Annotated in this window: 12 protein-coding genes; 9 read left to right on the forward strand and 3 right to left on the reverse strand. The window is 68.1% G+C overall.

What is annotated here, in order from left to right; genetic code table 11:
* Window positions 1-43 precede the first annotated feature (43 nt).
* The 5 genes from ABD974_RS04570 (at window position 44) to ubiM (ending at window position 13098) form a co-directional block, all read left to right on the forward strand.
* Complete coding sequence (locus tag ABD974_RS04570) at window positions 44-5431, forward strand: DNA repair ATPase (RefSeq protein WP_345302111.1); 5388 nt, start codon at window positions 44-46, stop codon at window positions 5429-5431.
* A complete protein-coding gene (locus ABD974_RS04575; RefSeq protein WP_345302112.1) occupies window positions 5428-6162 on the forward strand; it encodes a phospholipase D-like domain-containing protein in 735 nt (244 codons plus the stop codon). The genes ABD974_RS04570 and ABD974_RS04575 overlap by 4 nt, the downstream gene beginning before the upstream one ends.
* A 758-nt stretch (window positions 6163-6920) precedes the next feature.
* Window positions 6921-10550 (forward strand): class I SAM-dependent DNA methyltransferase, encoded by a 3630-nt coding sequence (locus ABD974_RS04580; protein ID WP_345302113.1) that lies wholly within the window; start codon window positions 6921-6923, stop codon window positions 10548-10550.
* A gap of 307 nt (window positions 10551-10857) precedes the next feature.
* Complete coding sequence (locus ABD974_RS04585) at window positions 10858-11754, forward strand: alpha/beta fold hydrolase (protein ID WP_345302114.1); 897 nt, start codon at window positions 10858-10860, stop codon at window positions 11752-11754.
* A gap of 102 nt (window positions 11755-11856) precedes the next feature.
* Window positions 11857-13098 carry a 5-demethoxyubiquinol-8 5-hydroxylase UbiM gene (gene ubiM, locus ABD974_RS04590; RefSeq protein WP_345302115.1) on the forward strand — a complete coding sequence of 414 codons (1242 nt, stop codon included), beginning with the start codon at window positions 11857-11859 and terminating at the stop codon, window positions 13096-13098.
* Here the strand turns inward: ubiM and ABD974_RS04595 are convergent, their stop codons facing one another.
* Window positions 13099-13500: a YkgJ family cysteine cluster protein gene (locus tag ABD974_RS04595; RefSeq protein ID WP_345302116.1), complete on the reverse strand. Its 402-nt coding sequence runs from the start codon at window positions 13498-13500 to the stop codon at window positions 13099-13101. It lies immediately after the preceding gene.
* Between the two features lie 92 nt (window positions 13501-13592).
* Here ABD974_RS04595 and oleC point away from each other — a divergent pair, with 92 nt between their 5' ends.
* Window positions 13593-15236, forward strand: coding sequence for an olefin beta-lactone synthetase (oleC, locus tag ABD974_RS04600; protein ID WP_345302117.1), 1644 nt, complete (start codon window positions 13593-13595; stop codon window positions 15234-15236).
* Window positions 15237-15322: 86 nt separating this feature from the next.
* On the opposite strand, the gene ABD974_RS04605 is transcribed toward oleC, so the two are convergent.
* Both ABD974_RS04605 and ABD974_RS04610 read right to left on the reverse strand, forming a co-directional pair.
* Complete coding sequence (locus tag ABD974_RS04605) at window positions 15323-16708, reverse strand: trypsin-like serine peptidase (RefSeq protein ID WP_345302118.1); 1386 nt, start codon at window positions 16706-16708, stop codon at window positions 15323-15325.
* 363 nt (window positions 16709-17071) lie between these two features.
* On the reverse strand, window positions 17072-17824 hold the full coding sequence (locus ABD974_RS04610; RefSeq protein WP_345302119.1) for a DUF4197 domain-containing protein: 753 nt from the start codon (window positions 17822-17824) through the stop codon (window positions 17072-17074).
* Window positions 17825-18007: 183 nt separating this feature from the next.
* Here ABD974_RS04610 and oleD point away from each other — a divergent pair, with 183 nt between their 5' ends.
* The 3 genes from oleD (at window position 18008) to ubiB (ending at window position 21560) form a co-directional block, all read left to right on the forward strand.
* The gene (oleD, locus tag ABD974_RS04615) at window positions 18008-19012 is read left to right on the forward strand and encodes a 2-alkyl-3-oxoalkanoate reductase (RefSeq protein WP_345302120.1); all 1005 of its coding nucleotides are present in this window, start codon (window positions 18008-18010) and stop codon (window positions 19010-19012) included.
* A 204-nt stretch (window positions 19013-19216) separates the two neighbouring features.
* Window positions 19217-19891, forward strand: a complete 675-nt coding sequence (locus ABD974_RS04620) for a ubiquinone biosynthesis accessory factor UbiJ (RefSeq protein WP_345302121.1) — start codon at window positions 19217-19219, stop codon at window positions 19889-19891.
* Between the two features lie 10 nt (window positions 19892-19901).
* Window positions 19902-21560, forward strand: coding sequence for a ubiquinone biosynthesis regulatory protein kinase UbiB (gene ubiB, locus ABD974_RS04625; protein WP_345302122.1), 1659 nt, complete (start codon window positions 19902-19904; stop codon window positions 21558-21560).
* Window positions 21561-21655: the final 95 nt, after the last annotated feature.

A 21655-nucleotide genomic window follows, 5' to 3' on the forward strand; every position in this document is an offset into this window, starting at 1 on the left:
CAGCGCACGACAGATCGCGGATTGAAACAGGAGCGTCCAGACAGTGCAGTCCGAATCCACATCGCAAATCGACAAGGCCGTCGCCGAAGGCGGCGCCTACGAGGTGCTGCGCAAGCGCCTGACCGAACAGGGTCGGCTGCTGCGCGAACGCGCGGACGCGCTCAACGCGCAGCGCCTGCAGGAATTCGGCAGCAGCCGGATGGAGGTCGTGGGCCGCCTGCGGATCCGCACCGAACACAACTGCGTGGCCCGCGACATCGTCCAGGTCGGCGACTGCCTGCTGTTCGGCTACAACGTCTTCATCGGATTGAAGAAGGAAATCCGGATCGAGGATGTGTTCCTGCTCTACCGGTTGGTCGAAGGGCCGGAAGGCTACGACGTGACGCCGGTCGAGATCGCGAACAGCTTCCTCGGCGACGCGACCTTCGCCAAGGAATTCGCCGAACTCTTCGCCTACTACAAGAACACCCGGCTGCTGCAGCTGGTGGTGCGTGACGGCAAGCTGCTGGCGGCGTTCCAGATCGGCGAGCGGATCGAGGACATCCGCGTGTTCCGCTGGCAGATCGAGGGCGGCAGTGGGCGGCAGACCGTGCGCTACATCGACAACCGCGGCGAGCGCGACATCGCGCTGCCGGCGCCGTACGACTTCGAGTGGACGCGCGCGACCCGCGAGATGGCCGTCAACGGCCGCCATCCGCATCTGAACATCCTCGACACCGTCTTCGTGGAGACGGTCAACGGCGACCTCACGGTCAAGATCGAGAACAACACCGAGGACGGCCTCGGCCTCTACCGCGAACCGGTCGAGGATCAGACCCAGTCGCTGGACGACGCCCAGGTCGATTTCGCCCGCGTCGGCAGTCTGATCCTGCTGAAGATCCTGCCGTATCGCGAGCAGCAGTGGCGATATCTGGTCTACAACACGCTGTCGCGCAAAGTCCATCGCATCGACGCCATCGGCCAGGCCTGCGTACAGTTGCCGGAAGACCACGGCATCGTCTTCCCCGGCGGCTACATGCTGCAGAACGGCGAGACCCGCACCTTCGACCAGGCGGTGCAGGGCATGCGCTTCAAGCGCACGATCCGTTCGCCCAACGGCGAGGATGTGCTCTACCTGTTCTACGAGCCGCAGAATGGCCGCATCGCGCTGTTCGTCTACAACATGATCCAGCGCGGCATGCAGCCGCCGGTGCTCGGCCACGGCTATGCGCGGCTGGAAGACGGGCGCATGGTGATCTTCAGCGCCGAGAGCAGCGAGCCGACGCGGATTCATCCGATGCAGGTCTGGCAGACGCCGTTCGCGTTCGAGGACTATGCGCAGCGGCAGCCGGCCGGCAACACCTTCATGGGCCGGATCGGCAACGCCGACCTGGTCCGCGGTATTTCCGAGCTGCTGAGCCTGGCGCGCGAGATCGACGGCGGCGACGCCTCGGCGCAGCGCTATCAACTGCTCACCCAGACCACGCGCCGGCTGTTCGATCAATATCACTGGATCGAGGATCGCCACTGCGAAGGGCTGGCGCCGCTGCTGCGCGAGATCGTCGCCAGCAGCGAGGCGGTGCTGGACGAATACGAGAAGGTCGAGAGCATCCGCCGCCAGTCCGAGGCGGCCATGCGCGACGCCGAGGAACGGCAGAAGGCGCTGCTCGGCAGTCTCGACCCGGACCGCTGGGAACGCGTGCAGGACTGCGTCGACGCGCTCAACGCGATCGTCGCCCAGCGCGGCCGGCTGCTGACGATCCGCGAGTACCGCTATGTCGACACCGCGGCGATCGACGCCATGGAAGCGACTCTGCTGGAGGCGCAGGCGCGCACCGGCGTCGCGACCGGCGATTATCTGGCCGGCGACAAGGCGCTGCAGCCCTACGCCGACCGCGTGCATGCGCTGGATGCCGAAGCGCAGAAGGCGATCAGCGTCGCCGCGCTGCGCGAGCCGCAGCAGCAGATGCAGACGCTGTCGACCGATCTCGACATGCTGTCGGAACTGATGGCGACGCTGAAGGTGGACGACGCCACCCGGCGCACGCGCATCGTCGAAACCCTGTCCGGCATCTACGCCCGGCTCAACCAGGCGAAGGCGCGCGCGGAGCAGCGGCGCAAGACCCTCGGCAGCGGCGAGGCGGTGGCCCAGTTCGGCGCGCAGTTCACGCTGTTCGGCCAGAGCATCGCCAGCGCGCTGTCGGCGGCGCGCGATCCCGAGCGCTGCGACCAGGAACTGTCGCGGCTGATGGTGCAGCTCGAAGAACTCGAAAGCCAGTTCGGCGAGCACGAGCAGTTCCTCGGCGACATCGTCGCCAAGCGAGACGAGCTGCTGGAAACCTTCGAGGCGCACAAGCAGACGCTGCTGGACGAGCGTCAGCGCAAAAGCCAGTCGCTGGCCGATGCCGCGGCGCGGATCCTCGAAGGCCTCGGTCGCCGCACCGCGCGCATCGCCGGCATGGACGAACTCAATGCGTTCTTCGCCGGCGACGCGCTGATCCTGAAGCTGCGCGATCTCGCCGAGCGGCTGCGCGGGCTGAAGGACAGCGTCAAGGCCGACGACATCGAGGCCCGGCTCAAGGGCGTGCGCGACCAGGCCGTGCGCGCGCTGCGCGACCGCACCGAACTGTTCGAGGACGGCGGCAACGTCATCAAGCTCGGCCCGCGCCACCGCTTCAGCGTCAACACCCAGGAGCTCGATCTCACCGTGCTGCCGCGCGGCGATGGGCTCGCCCTGCACCTCACCGGCACCGAATTCTTCGCGCCGGTGCGCGACGCCGAGCTGGATGCGTTGCGGGAATTCTGGTCGCTGTCGCTGGAGTCGGAATCGCCGGCGCTGTACCGCGGCGAATATCTGCTGGGCGAACTGCTGGCCGCGGCCGAAGCCGGCCGCGACGGCCTCACCCTGGATCTGTTGCGCCAGCAGCTGGCGCAGCCGGAGGTGTTGACGAAGACCGTGCGCGATTTCGCCGCGCCGCGCTATCGCGAAGGCTACGAGAAGGGCATCCACGACCACGATGCCGCGCGCCTGCTGGCGGCGCTGCTGCCGCTGCGCGACGGCGCCGGACTGCTCGCGCACGCCCCGGCGGCGCGCGCATGGGCGAGCCTGTTCTGGGCGCAGATGCGCGAGCGCCCCGAGGCCGCGCAATGGACCGATCGCGCGCGCAACGCGCAGGGCATCGATCGTGTGTTCGCGCATCGCGGCGGTCTCGATCGCCTGCGTGCGGACATCGCCGCGGCGATGCGCGCCGAAGCCGATGCGAAGTCGTTGCCGGTGGACGCGGCGCTGGACGCGCGCGCCGCCGACTACCTGATCGCGGTGCTCGGCGCGCCGCGCGCATCCTTCGTCTTCAGCAAATACGCGCGGCAGTTGCTGGACGCGCTGCGCCAGCGGCTCGTCGCCGAGCGGCTGTGGGACGAACTGCAGGCCTCGCTGCTCGCGCTGAAGGACGATCCGGCCGCGCGCTGGCGTCTCGCCATGCACTGGTTCGAGGCGATGATCGTCGACCCGGCGCACGTCCCGATCGCGGACTACCTGCCCGAAGCCGTCGCCCTGCTGCTGCTCGGCGACGAGGCGCTGTCGAAGGTCGTCGAGGCGGATCTGCGCGCGACGGTCGACGGGCTGCTCGGCGAGCACTCGCGGATCGCGCGGGACACTGGCGCGAATGGCGCGACCACAGGCGGCACGATGACGGTCGGCGTCGACGATTTCGGCGAACGCCTGCATCGCCATCGCGAGGCGTTCCTGCCGAAGTTCCGCCGCTGCCAGAGCCTGCGTCAGGCGCTGATCGCGCGCGAACGCGACGCGCTGCGGCTGTCGGAATTCAAGCCGCGGCCGCTGACCTCGTTCGTGCGCAACAAGCTGATCAACGACGTCTATCTGGCGGTGATCGGCGACAACCTCGCCAAGCAGATGGGCACCGTGGGCGAGGGCAAGCGCAGCGACCTGATGGGCATGCTGATGCTGATCTCGCCGCCGGGCTACGGCAAGACCACGCTGATGGAATACGTGGCGCACCGGCTGGGCCTGATCTTCATGAAGATCAACGGCCCGGCGCTGGGGCACGAGGTGCGATCGCTGGATCCGGCGCAGGCGCCCGACGCGACCGCGCGGCAGGAGCTGGAGAAGCTCAACCTCGCGCTGGAGATGGGCAGCAACGTGATGCTGTACGTCGACGACATCCAGCACACGCATCCGGAGTTCCTGCAGAAATTCATCTCGCTCTGCGACGGCACCCGCCGCATCGAGGGCGTGTGGCAGGGCCGCACCCGCACCTACGACATGCGCGGCAAGAAGTTCTGCGTGGCGATGGCCGGCAATCCGTACACCGAGTCCGGCGAAGTGTTCAAGATTCCGGACATGCTGGCCAACCGCGCCGACATCTACAACCTCGGCGACGTGCTGGGCGGCATGGAGGATGCGTTCAAGCTCAGCTATCTGGAAAACAGCCTGACCTCCAATCCGGTGCTGGCGCCGATGGCCACCCGCGATCTGGGCGATCTCTACAAGCTCGTCGACAAGATCGAGGGCAAGCCCTTCTCCGCGAACAGCCTGTCGCATGGCTACAGCGGCGCCGAGATCAACGAAATTTCGGCCACCTTGGAACGGATGATGCAGGTGCGCGACGTGGTCTATCGCGTCAACCAGCAGTACATCGCCAGCGCCGCGCAGGCGGACACCTATCGCACCGAGCCCGCGTTCCGGCTGCAGGGCAGCTACCGCAACATGAACAAGCTGGCGGAGAAGATCTCGCCGGTGATGAACGCCGCGGAGCTGCAGCAACTGATCGCCGATCACTACCAGGGCGAATCGCAGCTGCTGACGACCGGCGCCGAAGAGAATCTGCTGAAGCTGGCCGAGCTGCGCGGCACGATGGACGATGCGCAGAGCGCGCGCTGGGCGCAGATCAAGCGCGATTTCCTGCGCAACAAGGCGATGGGCGCGGGCGAGACCGATGTCGGCCAGCGCGTGGTCGGACAGCTCAACGACCTCGTCGAAAGCGTGCGCGGTCTGGAGAAACTGTCCGAGCGCGCGAAGCCGGCGGCCGAGACACCTGCCATCGCGAAGCCTGCCGTCGACAAGCCCGATGCGCCGTGGCCGCAGTTGCTCGCCGCGCTGGAGCGCCTGTCGGAACGGCTGGCGCAGCCGCGCGCGCCATCGAATGATGTCGTCGCCGAGACCGACCCTGCGGCATCGGCATCGGCATCCAATCCGCTGCCGCCGGCGTGGTTCGAGCGTCATGCCGAGCAGCAACTGCAACTGCAGCAGGTGCTGACGCTGCTGGCCGAGCGCATCGCCACGCTGCAGAGCGCGCCGGCCGCGGCGCCGGCGAAACGCGCGCGCACCGCGCCGGTCGAAGGCCAGGCGCTGGCCGACGCGCTGCGCGAGGAACAACTGAAACAGGCGCTGGCGGAATTCTCCGACCGCCTGCTCGGCAAGACGCCCCGATGAGCGACAGGATCGATTTCTCAGAACTCGACCGCCTGCTGCGCGACAGCGCCGCCGACGCGGTGCTGGACGACGCCGAGAAGTTCGAACTGCGCGAGATCGGCAGCGGCCTGGGCCGCGACCGCGTGCGCTATCTGCGCAATCGCGCCTTCGCGCTGGTCCGCGAGCGCTGGAGCGAGCCGCAGACCGCGCCGCCGGGTGGATCGCCAGGTCCTTCGCCCGGCCCATCGCTCGATCTGCTGCGCTGGCTGGAGCAGGTGGTGCGCACGCTGGATGCCGGCGCCGACCCGCCGCCGGTGGAAGCGAACGCCTGGTTCGCACCGGGCGAGGACTGCCTGCGCCGCCTGCGCGAACTGTGCCTCGGCGCGAAGCGCACGATCGACGTCTGCGTGTACACCATCTCCGACGACCGCCTCTGCGACGCGCTGCTGGACGCCCATCGCCGCGGCGTCGCGGTGCGCATCCTCAGCGACGACCACAAGGTCCACGACGCCGGCAGCGACGTGCTGCGCCTGCGCGACCGCGGCCTCGACGTGCGCCTGGACGACACCGCCTTCCACATGCACCACAAGTTCGCCCTGTTCGACGGCCAGCGACTGGCCAGCGGCAGCTTCAACTGGACCCGCAGCGCCAGCGAAGGCAACGAGGAGAACCTCGTGGTCACCGACGACATCCGCCTGGTCCGCGCCTTCGCCGGCCATTTCGAGGGATTGTGGGAGAAATTCGCGGGCTGATCGTGCCAAGGGATCTCAACGAACCCGCCTTCGTAGGAGGGCCTTCAGGCCCGATCTCTGCCAAGACAGAGGCATAGGACAAGGGGCAGGTCCACGTCGGCCCGCCCTCCTGATCTACAACGCGAAACACAAACGCCGACATTGTCGTCCCGGCAAAGGCCGGGACCCAGCACTTGAATCTGGCGGTGTCAGCGTCCCGAAGAGCGGGATCCCGGCCTTCGCCGGGACGACGACGCACAGGGCGTGATCGACTGGCGAAAGCCGCTTTCCATCGGGGCCGGCGCCAGAAAAAAATCGATGGAAATTTTCATTGCGGCGGGTCGCGGTCAGCCCGCCGACTGATGCGCATACAAAACCCGACAAATTGAACATCTCGCGCGCCACGTGTATAAATATTCGCAGTTTTTATACATGTTGCCGAGGGCGTCGATGCGGTCGTTGCATGAGCTGAGTCCGGCATGCTTCGAAGCTGCCCCGACCCTGAAGTTACCGCACCATGCCAACCGCATGCTGGCCGAGTTGAGTGCCGTCGTAACGACCACCACGAAAACGACCGCCATCCGTGAGGCGGTCAAGACCCAGCCGCAGCGCAAATCGGTGCGGATTCGCGACCACGATCGGTTCTACAGCCGGCACCCATGTACCGCACGCCTGAATCGTCGGCATCCCGCACCGGAGGTTTCTGCCACCGGATGTCTTCGATATCCGGGTGACGGTACTCAACGCCGCACGCCGAACGACACCCGCAAAGGACCGCCATGACGCCTTCCGATCCCCGCGACATCGCCAGCGACGACGACGCAGAGCGATTCATCGCCAAATGGCAGGGCGTCGCCGCCTCCGAACTGTCCACCTCGCAGAGCTTTCTGCTCGATCTCTGCCGCCTGCTGGGCGTCGACGCGCCGCACCCCACGCCCGAACAGAACTACATGTTCGAGCGGCCGATCGTCTTCGCCCATGGCGACGGCAGCACCAGCGCCGGCCGCATCGATCTGTACCGCCGCGGCGCCTTCGTCCTCGAATCCAAGAAGCTCAAGGCCGGCGCGCACACCAGGGGCTTCGACGAGGCGCTGCTGCGCGCGCGCACCCAAGCCGAGCAATACGCACGTGCGCTGCCGGCGGAGGAGGGGCGGCCGCCGTTCGTGGTGGTGGTGGATGTCGGCACCCGCATCGAACTCTATGCCGAGTTCTCGCGTTCCGGGGGCACCTACACCCCATTTCCCGACCCGCGCAGCCATCGCATCGCGCTGGACGACCTGCGCAAACCGGAACTGCGCGAACGCCTGCGCAAGGTCTGGACCGATCCGCTCGCGCTCGATCCCAGCCGCGAATCCGCGCGCGTCACCCGCGAGATCGCCGGCCGTCTCGCCGAACTCGCGAAAAGCCTCGAAGCTGCCGGTCACGGCGCCGAAGCCGTCGCCCAGTTCCTGATGCGCTGCCTGTTCACCATGTTCGCCGAGGACGTGAAACTGCTGCCGGGCGACAGCTTCCGCGATCTGCTGCTGCGTTACGCCGAACAGCCGGAGATCGCCATGCGCATGCTCGGCGAACTCTGGCGCGACATGGACCGCGGCGGGTTCTCGGCCGCGATCGCCGGCGAGGTGCTGCAGTTCAACGGCAAGCTGTTCAAACAGCCGGATACGCTGCCGCTGGACAAGCCGCAGCTGGCCCTGCTGATCCAGGCCGCGAAGGCCGACTGGAAACATGTCGAACCCGCGATCTTCGGTACGCTGCTGGAACGCGCGCTCAGCACGAAGGATCGTCACAAGCTCGGCGCGCATTACACGCCGCGCGCCTACGTCGAACGTCTGGTGCTGCCGACGGTGATCGAACCGCTGCGCGCGGAATGGAGCGACGCGCAGGTCGCGGCGATGGCGCTCGCCGCCGAAGGCAAACCCGATGAGGCCGCCGCCGAACTGCGCCGCTTCCATCACCGGCTCTGCACCGTGCGCGTGCTCGATCCGGCCTGCGGCAGCGGCAACTTCCTCTACGTCACCCTGGAACATCTCAAGCGCCTCGAAGGCGAAGTGCTGAACGCGCTGGACGAACTGGGCGACCGCCAGACCGGCCTCGCGCTGGGCGGCGAACGCGCCGACGCCGCCGCGGGCGAAACCGTCGATCCGCACAATCTGCTCGGCATCGAACTCAACCCACGCGCCGCCGCCATCGCCGAAGTGGTGCTGTGGATCGGTTATCTGCAGTGGCATTTCCGCACCCGCGGCGACGTGAATCCGCCGGTGCCGGTGATCCGCGATTTCCGCAATATCGAGAATCGCGACGCGGTGCTGGCCTACGACGACGTGCAGCTGGTCGTCGACGAACGCGGCGTGCCGGTCACGCGTTGGGACGGCGAGACCATGAAGATTTCGCCGATCACCGGCGAGAAGATTCCCGATGAGGCCGCGCGCAAGGCGGTGGAGCGCTACGTCAATCCGCGCAGGGCCGCATGGCCCGAGGCGGATTTCGTGGTGGGGAATCCGCCGTTCATCGGTAACAAGCGGATGCGGATCGCGCTGGGCGACGGCTATGTCGAAGCGCTGCGCGACGCGTGGCCCGACGTGCCCGAGTCCGCCGATCTGGTGATGTACTGGTGGCACTACGCGGCGTTGCTGACGCGCCGTGGTGCACTGGAACGCTTCGGCCTGATCACCACGAACTCGATCCGGCAGGCGTTCAACCGTCGCGTCATCGAAGCGGCCATGACGCCGCCTACCGCGAAAGCCGCCGGCAGCAAGGCCGATGCATCGATTTCTCCGTCGTCATCCCGGCGCAGGCCGGGATCCAGCTCTGAAGATCAACCGCTGGGTCCCGGCCTGCGCCGGGACGACGGTGGGAGTGAGCAGCCGCTGTCGCTGGTCTTCGCGATTCCGGATCATCCGTGGGTGGATGTCGCCGATGGTGCGGCGGTGCGGATTGCGATGACGGTGGCGCAGGGCGGGCAGGGCATTGCGCTGTTGCGCGAAGTTGTCGGCGAACCCGATACGGGCGACGATGAAGTCGAGGTCGAACTGTTCGACAAGCGCGGCACGATGTTCGCCGACCTCAAGATCGGGGCGAATGTCGCGGGTGCGGTTCCGCTGCGTGCAAACGCATTGCTGAGCAACCGCGGTGTGATTCCGCACGGCGAAGGCATGACTGTCACCGAGGAACAGGCGATCGCGCTCGGCTTCGGGCGCGTGCCCGGGCTCGAACGGCGTTTGCGGCCGTATCGCAATGGGCGCGATCTGACCCAGACGCCGAGACATGTGCGTGTGATCGACATGTTCGGATTGGATGCCGAGCAGGTGCGGGAGCAGTTTCCCGAGGTGTATCAATGGTTGTTGGAGCGGGTGAAGCCGGAGCGTGATGAGAATCCTAGGGCATCAGTTCGAGAGCGCTGGTGGATTTTTGCAGAGCCAAGAAAGCTTTTGAGAATTGCGCATTCTGATTTGCGAAAATACATTGCAACGGTTTATGTCAGTAAGCATAGATTCTTTGCTTTCGTAGAAAACGAGATTCTGCCAGACGATGGGCTTGTGGCAATCGCCACAGAAAATCCTTTCGTGTTGACAGTGTTGTCAAGTCATATTCACGTGGCATGGGCCATAGCACGGGGTAGTACTCTGGAGGATCGGCCTAGATACAACTCTTCGATGTGCTTTTCCTCTTTTCCATTTCCGGATTGTGTTGAAGAAAGGAAGGTTGGCATTGGTGCCATTGGAGAAAAGCTCGACATCCATCGCAAACGCCAACAATTCGCGCATCCCGATCTCACCCTCACCGGCATGTACAACGTGCTGGAAAAACTCCGCAGCGGCGAACCGCTGACTGCGAAGGAGCGCGTGATCCACGAGCATGGTCTGGTGTCGGTGCTGCGCCAGATCCACGACGAACTGGATGCGGCGGTGCTGGACGCCTACGGCTGGTCCGATCTGCTGCCGCTGCTGCGGATCGCGCACGGCAACGACGTGCCCGCCGAGGGCCAGACCCGCGACGAGGCCAAGCGCGCCTTCGACGATGCGGTGCTGGAACGGCTGGTGGCGTTGAACGCCGAACGCGCCGCCGAGGAAGCGCGCGGCCTCGTGCGCTGGCTGCGGCCGGAATTCCAGAACCCGCAGGCCCCGCCCGCGCAGGCGGTCATCGACACCGGCCCCGAAGACGACGCGCCCGAGACCGTCGCGCCGACCGCCGCCGCCAAACCGCAGCCGTGGCCGAAGGATGCGGTGGCGCAGGTGCGCGCGGTCGCCGACGTGCTCTCGGCCAGCCCGCAGGCGATGTCGCTGGACGACATCGCCGCACGCTTCACCGCCCGCGGGCCCTGGAAGAAGCGTCTCCCGCAATTGCTGGAGATGCTGGTGGCAATGGGCCGCGCGCGGGAAGACGCGGGTCGTTTTCGAGCGATGCGCTGAACAGGTCGTTCCGGAGAACTCGTAAGGCGGGCTTGAGCCCGCCCTACGGCTTCGCAGAAAAAATCTTTCTCGTAGGGCGGGCCCTGGGCCCGCCGATGTCGAGGCGGACGACACGCGAGATGCGACGAACCCGGCTTGATCCCGGCAATGCGGGCATGGCCAGCAGAGCTGGGCCCGGGCTTTCGCCGGGACCACGGGGCATATGGCTTGCTCCGACTATCCCTTATCCTTGGCGGCCTTGTTCCGCGGCCGGTCACGGCCGGGCCGGCGTCGTCGGCGATGGAACCGTTCCCTGCCGATGCCTGCCATGACCGCACACGCCCTGCCCGACTACCCCTTCACCCCCAACCGCTTCGAAGTCCGGCCCGGCATCGCGATGTCGTATCTGGACGAAGGTCCGCGCGACGGCGAGGTGATCGTGATGCTGCACGGCAATCCGTCGTGGAGTTTCTACTGGCGGCATCTGGTGCTGGGGCTGCGCGACAAATATCGCTGCATCGTGCCGGATCACGTCGGCATGGGGCTGTCGGACAAGCCCGGCGACGACCGCTACACCTACACGCTGCAGTCGCGCGTCGACGATCTGACCACGCTGCTGGACACGCTGGGCATCGATGGCCCGGTGACGCTTGCGGTGCACGATTGGGGCGGGATGATCGGCTTCGGTTGGGCGCTGTCGCATGAGGCGCAGGTGCGCCGGCTGCTGATCACCAACACCGCGGCGTTCCCGCTGCCGCCGGCCAAGCCGATGCCGTGGCAGTTGAACCTCTGCCGCAACACCGCGCTCGGCGCGTTCCTGATCCGCGGCTTCAACGCCTTCGCCGCGGGCACCGCGCGCGATTGCGTGGCGCGCAAGCTGTCGAAGGACGTGTATCGCGGTTACGTTGCGCCCTACGATTCGTGGGCGAACCGCATTTCGACGCTGCGCTTCGTGCAGGACATTCCGCTGGCCGAAGGCGATCCTGCGTGGACGCTGGTGAAGACCGCGGGCGAGCGCCTGGCCGGCTATGCCGACCGCCCGGCGTTCATCGCCTGGGGCCTGCAGGATTTCGTGTTCGATCGCCACTTCCTCGAAGGCTTCCGCAGCGCCCTGCCGGAGGCCGAGGTGCATGCGTTCGAGGACGCGCATCACTACGTGCTGGAAGACAAGCACGAGGTGCTGGTGCCGGCGATGCGACGCTTTCTGGACGCGCATCCGCTATGAACGCCGGCGCCGTGTCGATCCATCGGCGCGATTGACCCGGATCAACGCCCGGCGACCGCGCCGGGCCTACCCTGCCGCCTTCGCACACGCCGCGAGGGCGCCATGTCCGCTTCCCAGTTCCGTCCCGAGCACAGGTTCGACATCGTCGTGGTGGGGGCCGGGCCGGCCGGCCTGTGTTTCGCGCGTTCGCTGGCCGGCAGCGGGCTGAGGATCGCGCTGGTCGAGCGCCAGCCGCGCGCGGCGCTGGCGGATCCGGCCGAGGACGGTCGCGAGATCGCGCTGACCCATCGTTCGCAGCGCTTGATGCAGGCGCTGGGCCTGTGGACGCGGCTCGCCGACGACGACGTGTCTGAACTGCGCGATGCCCTGGTGCTCGACGGCGACGATGAAGACGGTCTGCGCTTCCGCCGCGGATCGGGCGAGGCCGGACCGCTGGGCTGGCTGGTGCCGAACCATGCGATCCGCCGTGCGGCCTGTGCGGAGCTGCTCGCCACTACCGACGCGGTGTTGTTCGACGGCCTGCGCGTCACCGGCGTGCGCACCGATGCCGACGGCGCCGAGGTGCGGCTCGACGACGGCGCCACGCTGACGGCCGATCTGATCGTCGCCGCCGACAGCCGGTTCTCGGAGACGCGGCGCGCGATGGGCATTCCCGCGACGATGCGCGATTTCGGCAAGACCATGCTGGTCTGCCGCGTGCGCCACGAGCGCGAACACGCGCACACCGCGTGGGAGTGGTTCGATTACGGCCAGACGCTGGCGCTGTTGCCGCTGCGCGATCCGCATCTGTCGTCGGTGGTGCTGACCCTGCCGCACGCGCAGACGATGGCGGTGCAGGCGCTGGATGCCGAGGCCTTCGGCGCGGACATGGCGCGGCGCTTCCACGGCCGCCTGGGCGCGATGAGCTTCGTCGGCCCGTGCTGCGCGTATCCGCTGGTGGGCGTGTATCCGCGGCATTTCGTGGCCGAACGGTTCGCGACCATCGGCGATGCCGCGGTGGGCATGCATCCGGTGACCGCGCACGGTTTCAATTTCGGTCTGCGTGGGCAGGACACGCTGGCCACCGCGATCCGCGACGCGCATGCGGCCGGGCGTCCGTTCTGGAGCGATGCGCTGTTGCAGGGCTACGAACGCGCGCACCGCCGCGCGACGCGGCCGCTGTATCTCGCGACCCAACTGGTCGCCGGCCTCTACACCGACGAGGCGCCGCCCGCGAAGCTGTTGCGGCGGGCCGCGCTGCGCGCCGCGCAGCGGTTCGCGCCGTTCCGGAAGATGGTGATGGCGGGCCTGACCGACGACGGTCGCGGGCCGCTGTCGTCGCTGTCGTCGCGTCGCGCGGGCTGATCAGCCCGTCGCGGATTCCGCGAGCGCCCGTTCGACCTCGTCCCGCGTCAGCGGCGGAAGCCCGTAGGCCGCCCGCGCCTGATCGCACTGCGGGTTCGGGCCACCGCCTTCCCCCGACATTGGTTGCGATGACAACGGTTCCCATGACATCCGCAGGTCGCGGCAGGCGTTCGGCCGCGCATCGTAGATCGTGCAACGTACGCCTTCGCCGACCACGCCTTCCAGCGCGATGCAGTGCGGCTGTTTCGCCCAGGTGCCGCGCATGCTGCGCTGATGCGGGCCGAAGGTTTCGGTCAATGCGATCGGTACGCGGCCGCCCAGTTTCGGCTCGGCTTCTGACCAATGCAGGCTGACGCGGAAGTGGGCGCAGCAGGCGCCGCAGGACAGGCAGGGGTGGGGCATGCGCGGATTCTACGCAATGCGCGCGATGGCCTTCTGCCCCGAACATTGCCTCCCGGTAACGGCTGGCGGGTGCGGGCCGCTACAATTCAGCGATGACCGACTGCTGCAACATCGCCGCCAGCCTGCCGCGCCTCGCGCGCGAACGCCCCGATCAGATCGCGATGCGCTGTCCCGGCCGCGACGGCCGCTACGACATCGCGCTGAGCTATGCCCAGCTCGACGCGCGCAGCGATGCCATCGCCGCCGGCCTCGCGAAGCGCGGCATCGTCCGCGGCACCCGCACGGTGCTGATGGTGCGGCCGACACCGGAATTCTTCCTGCTGATGTTCGCCTTGTTCAAGGCCGGCGCGGTGCCGGTGCTGGTCGATCCGGGCATCGACAAGCGCGCGCTGCGGCAGTGTCTCGACGAAGCGCAGGCCGCGGCCTTCATCGGCATTCCGCTGGCGCAGTTCGCCCGGGTGCTGTTGGGGTGGGCGCGCAGCGCGACGATTCGTGTGACCACCGGTGCGCGCGCGATCCTCGCCGACGTCACCCTGGCCGAGGTCGAGCGCGACGGCGCGGGCGCGGGCCCGCAGCTCGCCGACACCCGGCCGGACGATGTCGCCGCGCTGCTGTTCACCAGCGGCTCGACCGGCGTGCCGAAGGGCGTCGTATATCGTCACCGGCATTTCGTCGGCCAGATCGCGATGATGGGTGAGGCCTTCGGCATCGCGCCGGGCGGCGCGAACCTGCCGACCTTTCCGCCGTTCGCGCTGTTCGATCCCGCGCTCGGCACCACCTCGATCATTCCTGACATGGATCCGACCCGGCCCGCGAACGCCGATCCGCGCAAGCTGCATGCGGCGATCGCGCGCTTCGGGATCGATCAGTTGTTCGGTTCGCCGGCGTTGATGCGGGTACTGGCCGATTACGGCCAACCGCTGCCGGGGCTGAAGACGGTGATGTCGGCGGGCGCGCCGGTGCCGGCGGACGTGGTCGCGAAAATCCAGTCTCTGCTGCCGGCCGATGCGCGGTTCTGGACGCCGTACGGCGCCACCGAATGCCTGCCGGTGGCGGTGATCGAAGGCCGCGAACTGCTCACGCTGCGCGAACGCACCGAGCAGGGCGCCGGCACCTGCGTCGGTCGCGCGGTGCCGCCGAACGAGGTGCGCATCATCCGCGTGGACGACGCGCCGATCGACGCGTGGTCCGACGATCTCATGGTCCATGGCGGCCTGGTCGGCGAAATCACGGTGGCCGGGCCCACCGCCACCGACGCCTATTTCAATCGCGACGCGCAGACCCGCGCGGCGAAGATCCGCGAAACCCTGTCCGACGGCGGCGAACGCATCGTCCACCGCATGGGCGATCTCGGCTATTTCGATGGCGAGGGCCGGCTGTGGTTCTGCGGTCGCAAGACCCAGCGCGTGGTGACCGCGGACACGACGCTGTGTACCGAGCAGATCGAGCCGGTGTTCAACATCCATCCCGACGTGCGCCGCACCGCGCTGGTCGGCATCGGCGCGTTCGGTGCGCAGGTGCCGGTGCTGTGCGTGGAGCTGCGCGAGGGTGTGCCCGCTTCGGATTGGGCACGCATCGAATCCGAATTGCGCCATCTCGGCGAAGGCCACGTGCACACCGCGAAGGTGCCGCGTTTCCTGCACTACCCCAAGGCATTCCCGGTCGACATCCGCCATAACGCCAAGATCGGTCGCGAAAAACTCGCGGTGTGGGCGGCGGGCCGCGCGGTCGGTTGATCGTTCATCGCGCGACGACGGTGCCTGAAAAAGAACGGGCCCGGTTCGCACCGGGCCCGTCGGTATCGCATCGACCCGCCTGACGCTTACGGGTTGAAGTAGGTCGAGATCGACGAATACACGTCGGAGAAGCGCGAGTAGTAGTCCGGGCTGCTCTGCGCGGTGCAGTACGAGGTGCCGCCATACAGGCCGCCGCGCAGCTGATAGCTGCCGCCGCTGACGGTGAACAGCGCCGAGCCCGACGAGCCGCCTTCGGTCACGCCGGTGGTCCACACCACGCGATACAGCGGCGACTTGCCGTCGATCGAGGTGCTGAGGCCGGTGACCGAACCCAGCGAGTACATCTTGGCGTCGCCTGCGGGGTGGTGGATGCCTTCGATCGCGGTGCCGGTGGCGGCGATGGCGGCGCTGCTCCAGCCGGCGTACGTGGCGCCGGCCGGCGGGGCGGACTTCAGCTCCAGCAGCAGGGTGTCGCGGGTGGTGTTGGCGTGACGCAGGTACGCGCCGCCGGTCAGCGTGACCGCGCCGGCGGCCTGGGTGGTGCCGCCGCAGGTGGTGGCCTTGTAGAACCAGTAGGTCTGCAGGGTGTTGGCGACGGTCTGGGTGCTGATGCAGTGCGCGGCGCTCCAGAACAGGCGCTTCTTCGGCGAGTAGTTGTTGTTGAGCAGGGTGCCGGTGCACAGATACGAGCTGCCGCTCTTGGTGAACACCATGCGCGCCACGGCCTTCTCGGCCGACAGGAAGCCGGCGCTCGGGTTCGCGCGGCAGACGATGTCGCGCTCGCAGCTGTCGCTCTCGCCGATCTTGGCGGCGCGTGCGATCTCGACTTCGCTGGCGATCGGGCTGATGTCGAGGTGCGAGATCTGCGGCAGCGCGAGGCTGAAGTTCTGCGGGCGCTGGCCCTTGGCGAGGACGACTTCGACGGTCGCCTTCGCACCCATCAGCACCGGCGACCAGCCGGCGTCGCGGCCTGCGAATTCGAGGCCGTTCTGCTCGAACACGCGACCGTCGCTGCCGCCGAAGCGCAGGGTCACGGCGGCGGGATTGGCGCCGCGGCCGGTGGCCTTCAGCGCGAACGATGCGCGCAGGGCGGCGGCGGTGTCGGAAGAGACCTCGAAGCGTGTGGCGAGGCTGCCGTCGGCGAGACGTTCCCAGCCGAGCTTCGACAGCGCGATGCGGGCGTTGGGGACGTTGCGGGAGAAGCCGATTTCCAGCGGCTGGCCGCGCTTGACCTGATCCAGGCGGCGCGACTTCAGCGCGCGGGCGTCGGCGAGGGCGGGGGCGCCGAGCGCGATCAGGGTCGGGCCGCGGTTCTCGCGGGTGGCGAACGACGCGGCGCCCATGGCCTTGGCCATCGGGGTTTCGGCGACGACGGCTTCGCCCATTTCCGCCACCGGTGCGGCGGCCTGGGCGAACGGCGCGAGCAGCAGGGCGGAAGCGATTGCGGCATAGATCGGGGTCTTACGAACCATTGCGAATCATCCTTTACTGAAGTGGTTGGCGTGATGGGTCGCAACGACACGAAAAGCCCACCCCTCCCGCAGCCCGTGGGGGCGGGAAGGGCATGGCTTCGTCCTGGGGGCTGTCGCGCGACGAGGCCGCCGTGGGCGTGGACGCCGGGCGACTTCCGGATCGTATACACGTATACGATCTACGATTTGAGCAATCGATCTCTGTTTTTTGATCGGCATACGCGTGCGCTGCGCGATCCAGTCGATGCTGCGATGCGTCAGTCGAAAATTCTCAACGTTCGTGTTGCGCGAAACGAAACGGGCCCGGCGATGCCGGGCCCGTGCGCAGGTGGTTCGGGCGGCGATGCCGCCGTGCGTTCGCGGTCAGCGGAACACCCGCCGCAGCAGGTCGGTGGTGCGCGATGCGGGGTTGTTGCGGATCTGCCGTTCCTGTTCGGCGATCACATGGAACAGGCCGTCGATGGTTTCGCGGGTGACGTAGTCGTCGAGGTCGGCGCTGGTGGCGCCGTTGCCCTGATTGCCGAGCAGCGCGCCGGCGAGGGCGTTGCCGCCGGCCTTCTTGCTGAAGTCCTTGTATTTCTGGGTGACGCCGACCGAAGCGGTTTGCTTTTCCACGATCGGGCGGAAGGCGTCGTAGAGTTTGCGTTCGCTGGTGCGGCGGAAGAAATCGGTGGCCGAGGTGTCGCCGCCGCGCACGAGGCCGATCGCGTCCTGCAGCGTCATCTGCCGAACCGAGTCGGCGAGGATGCCGGCCGCGAGCGGCACCGCCTTTTCGGCGGCGCGATTCATCGACAGCTCGAAGGCATCCACCTTCTTGCCCGCGCCGAGCTGGCGCGCGAGATCGGCGAGCCGGCGCAGTTTCTCCGGCACCAGGATCTTCACCGCCTGGTCGCGGAAGAAGCCGTCGGGCTTGCCGAGCTGGCGCACCGCGCGGTCGACGCCCTGCGCCAGCGCTTCCCTGATGCCGCCGGCGGCATCGCGTTCGCTGAGGTTGCCGGTACTGCCGGAGTTGCCGAGCAGCCGGTCCCTGAGCTGGTCTTCGAGCGATTGCGCGCCCGCACCGGCGGCGGTGGCGAGCGAGAGGCAGGCGGCGAGGGCGAGGGCGGTACGACGCATGGCAGGGCTCCTGAAGTCGGATGGCCGCAGCATACGCCCGGAACTCCGCCTGCTGCGTGAGCGGCTGATCCGATCTGGCGCCCATCGAACTCGGCGTTCGGCCCAATGTGCCCAGACGCTTCGTTAACATGGGCCTTCGATCCCTCCGCCCGCAGCGGCGGGGAAGCAGTCAAACGAGGACGCATGAAGATATTGGTCACCGGCGGCGGCGGTTTTCTGGGGCACGCGCTGTGCAAGGGCCTGGTCGAACAGGGCCACGAGGTCGCGAGCTACAACCGCGGCCACTATCGTTCGCTGGAGCCGCTGGGCGTGCGCCAGATCCAGGGCGATCTGGCGAACCGCGATGCCATGCTCGCGGCCTGCGCCGGCATGGACGCGGTGTTCCACAACGCGGCCAAGGCTGGGGCCTGGGGCAGTTACGACAGCTACCATCAGGCGAACGTCGTCGGCACCGAGAACGTCATCGCCGGTTGCCGCGCCCACGGCATCGGCCGGCTGGTCTACACCTCCACCCCGAGCGTGACTCATCGCGCCACCCATCCGGTGGAAGGCGGCACCGCCGAGACCGTGCCCTACGGCGAAGGCTTCAAGGCGCCGTACGCCACCACCAAGACCATCGCCGAAAAGGCGGTGCTCGCGGCCAACGGATCCGACCTCGCGGTGGTCGCGCTGCGGCCGCGGCTGATCTGGGGGCCCGGCGACCAGCAGCTGGTGCCGCGGCTGGTGTCGCGGGCGCGTGCGGGGCGGCTGCGGTTCGTCGGCGGTGGCTACAACGTCATCGACACCACCTACATCGACAACGCGGCGCAGGCGCATTTCGACGCCTTCGCGCATCTGGCGCCGGGCGCGGCCTGCGCCGGCAAGGCCTATTTCATCAGCAACGGCGAACCGAAACCGGTGCGCGAGATCGTCAACGCGCTGCTGCGCGCCGCGGGCGCGCCGGAGGTCGACAAGACCTTGCCGTTCTGGGCGGCCTACGCCATCGGCGCCGCCTGCGAAGGGCTGTGGCCGCTGCTGCGGTTGAAGGACGAGCCACCGATGACCCGATTCCTCGCCGAACAGTTGAGCACGACCCACTGGTACTCGATGGCGCCGGCCACGCGCGATTTCGGCTATGCGCCGCGGGTGACGATCGAGGAAGGGCTGAAGCGGTTGACGGCGAGCTATTCGAAAGTGGCCGGCGCCTGATCGCCGTTGCCAGGCCCGAGCCGTCTCGTTCGTAGGAGGGCCTTCAGGCCCGAGCTCTTGCCTGACGAAGAGCTCGGGCCTGAAGGCCCTCCTACATCAGGGCCCCCGGCCTCCCCCGCGATTGGGGGGGCGGGCCATCAAGCGCAACGCACGACCGCAATGCACGATCGGGGCAGGCACCGCTGCGCCCGCTAGAATGCCCCCATGACCTCCCCCCTCGATTGGAAACCCCTGGCCGGTCGCGCGCTGGAAACCGCGCTGAACCGCGCCATCGCACTGGACCCCGACACCCGCGACGCGCTGCAGGCGCTGGACGGCCGCAGCGTGGTGCTGGCACTGACCGCCGCGTCGGCCTCGGGCGAACCCCCGCTGGCGCTGCGGCTCACCGTCGACGGCGCGCGGCTGCGGGTCGGGCCGGTCGATCCCGAACGAACCCCGGATCTCGCCGTGCGCGGCACCCTCGGTGGCGTGTTGTCGTTCGGCATGCGCACGGTGTTGCCGCGGCTGCTCGGCGCGCAGGCCGACGACGAGGCGATGCCGGTGGGCGCGATGCGCATCGAAGGCGACGCCGAACTCGCGCGCCGGCTGCAGCGTCTGGCCGAACGCTTCGATCCCGATTGGCAGCAGCCGTTCGCGGCGGTGTTCGGCGACGTGCTCGGCGTGCAGATCGCGAACGGCGTCGCCGCCGCGCTGCGCCAGGCCCGCGACGGCGGTCGCCGCTTCGCCGAGACCGCGGCGGAATACGTCACCGAGGAATCGCGCGACGTGGTGCCGCGCGCCGAACTCGACGCCTTCCACGACGACGTCGACACCCTGCGCGACGACGCCGAACGCCTGAAGGCGCGGGTCGCGCGCCTCGCCAGGAGGATCGCGGCATGAGTGACGCTCCATGAGCGCTTTCCTGCGCGCCGCGCGCATCGGCCGCGTGCTCATCCGCTATCGGCTCGACGATCTGCTCGACGACACCCCGGCCGAGCGTTGGCTGAAGCTCGCGCGTCCGTTCGTGCCGCGCGCCTCGCGCGAGGTCGCGGCGATGTCGCGCGGCGCGCGCCTGCGCCTCGCGCTGCAGGAGCTGGGCCCGATCTTCGTGAAGTTCGGCCAGATCCTGTCGACGCGCCGAGACCTGATGCCGCCGGACATCGCGGTCGAGCTGTCGCTGCTGCAGGACCGGGTGGCGCCGTTCGACGGCGAGGCCGCGCGCCGGATCGTCGAGTCGGCGCTGGGCCAGGACATCCGCGAGGCCTTCGAGCACTTCGACACCACCCCGCTGGCGTCGGCCTCGATCGCGCAGGTGCACGCCGCGCGCCTGCCCGGCGGGCGCGAAGTGGTGGTGAAGGTGCTGCGGCCCGACATCGAGGAACAGATCGGCGGCGACATCGCCCTGCTCAACAGCTTCGCCACGCTGGTGGAGCGCGCGCATCCGAACGCCGACAAGATCCGCCCGCGCGAGATCGTGCGCGAGATCGAGACCACGCTCGCGGCCGAACTCGACCTGCAGCGCGAGGGCGCGAACGCCTCGGTGATCCGCCGCTTCTGGAAGGATTCGCCGGACCTGTACGTGCCCGAGGTGATCTGGAGCCACACCGCGGAGCGCGCGCTCACGCTCGAACGCGTCTACGGCATTCCCAGCGACGACATCGCCGCGCTGGACGCCGCTGGCATCGACCGCAGCGCGCTCGCGGCCAAGGGCGTGCGCGTGTTCTACACCCAGGTGTTCCGCGACAATTTCTTCCACGCCGATGCGCACGCCGGCAACATCTGGGTCGACAGCGATCCCGCGCGCAAGGACAACCCGCGCTTCATCGCGATCGATTTCGGCATCGTCGGCCAGCTCTCCACCGAGGACCAGTACTACCTCGCCGAGAATTTCATGGCGATCTTCAACCGCGACTATCGCCGCATCGCCGAACTGCACGTGCAGGCCGGCTGGATGCCGGCGCATACGCGCATCGACGAACTGGAAGCGGCCGCGCGCGCGGTCTGCGAGCCGTATTTCACCCGACCGCTGTCGGAAATCTCGCTCGCCGAAGTGCTGGTGAAACTGTTCCGCACCGCGCAGAAATACGAACTCACGCTGCAGCCCCAGCTCATCCTGCTGCAGAAGACGCTGCTCAACATCGAGGGCGTCGGCCGGCTGCTCGATCCGAAGCTCGACATCTGGGCGGTGGCCAAGCCGGTGCTGGAGAAGATCCTGCTCGAACGCTACAGCCCGCAGCGGCTGGCCGGCGAATTCCGCAAGCGCCTGCCGGAACTGGTGACGCGCGCGCCGGACATGCCGCAGTTGCTGCACGCGTGGCTGAGCCAGCAGGTCGGCGGCAAACACGAACTGGCGATGCGTTCGCGCGATCTGGCCGATCTGGCCGAGACCATGCGCGCGATGCAGCGGCGGATGGTGTCCGCGATCCTCGGCACCGGCCTGCTGATCGTGGCCGCGGTGCTGTTCGCGATGGAAGCCGGTGGTCCGCCGATGTTCGGCGTGCCGGCCGCGGCGTGGATCGCGGGCCTCGGCGGCCTGTGGGCGCTGGTCGCGGCCTGGCCGCGACGCTGATCGTATTCCACGACTTGTCTTCTTCCCCCGCGATGCGGGGCAAGGCCGGGATGGGGGCGTTTGGGCGACCTGCGGCCCCCACCCCAACCCTCCTC

The organism is Lysobacter hankyongensis, assembly GCF_039543145.1.
GTDB classification, from domain to species: domain Bacteria; phylum Pseudomonadota; class Gammaproteobacteria; order Xanthomonadales; family Xanthomonadaceae; genus Lysobacter_I; species Lysobacter_I hankyongensis.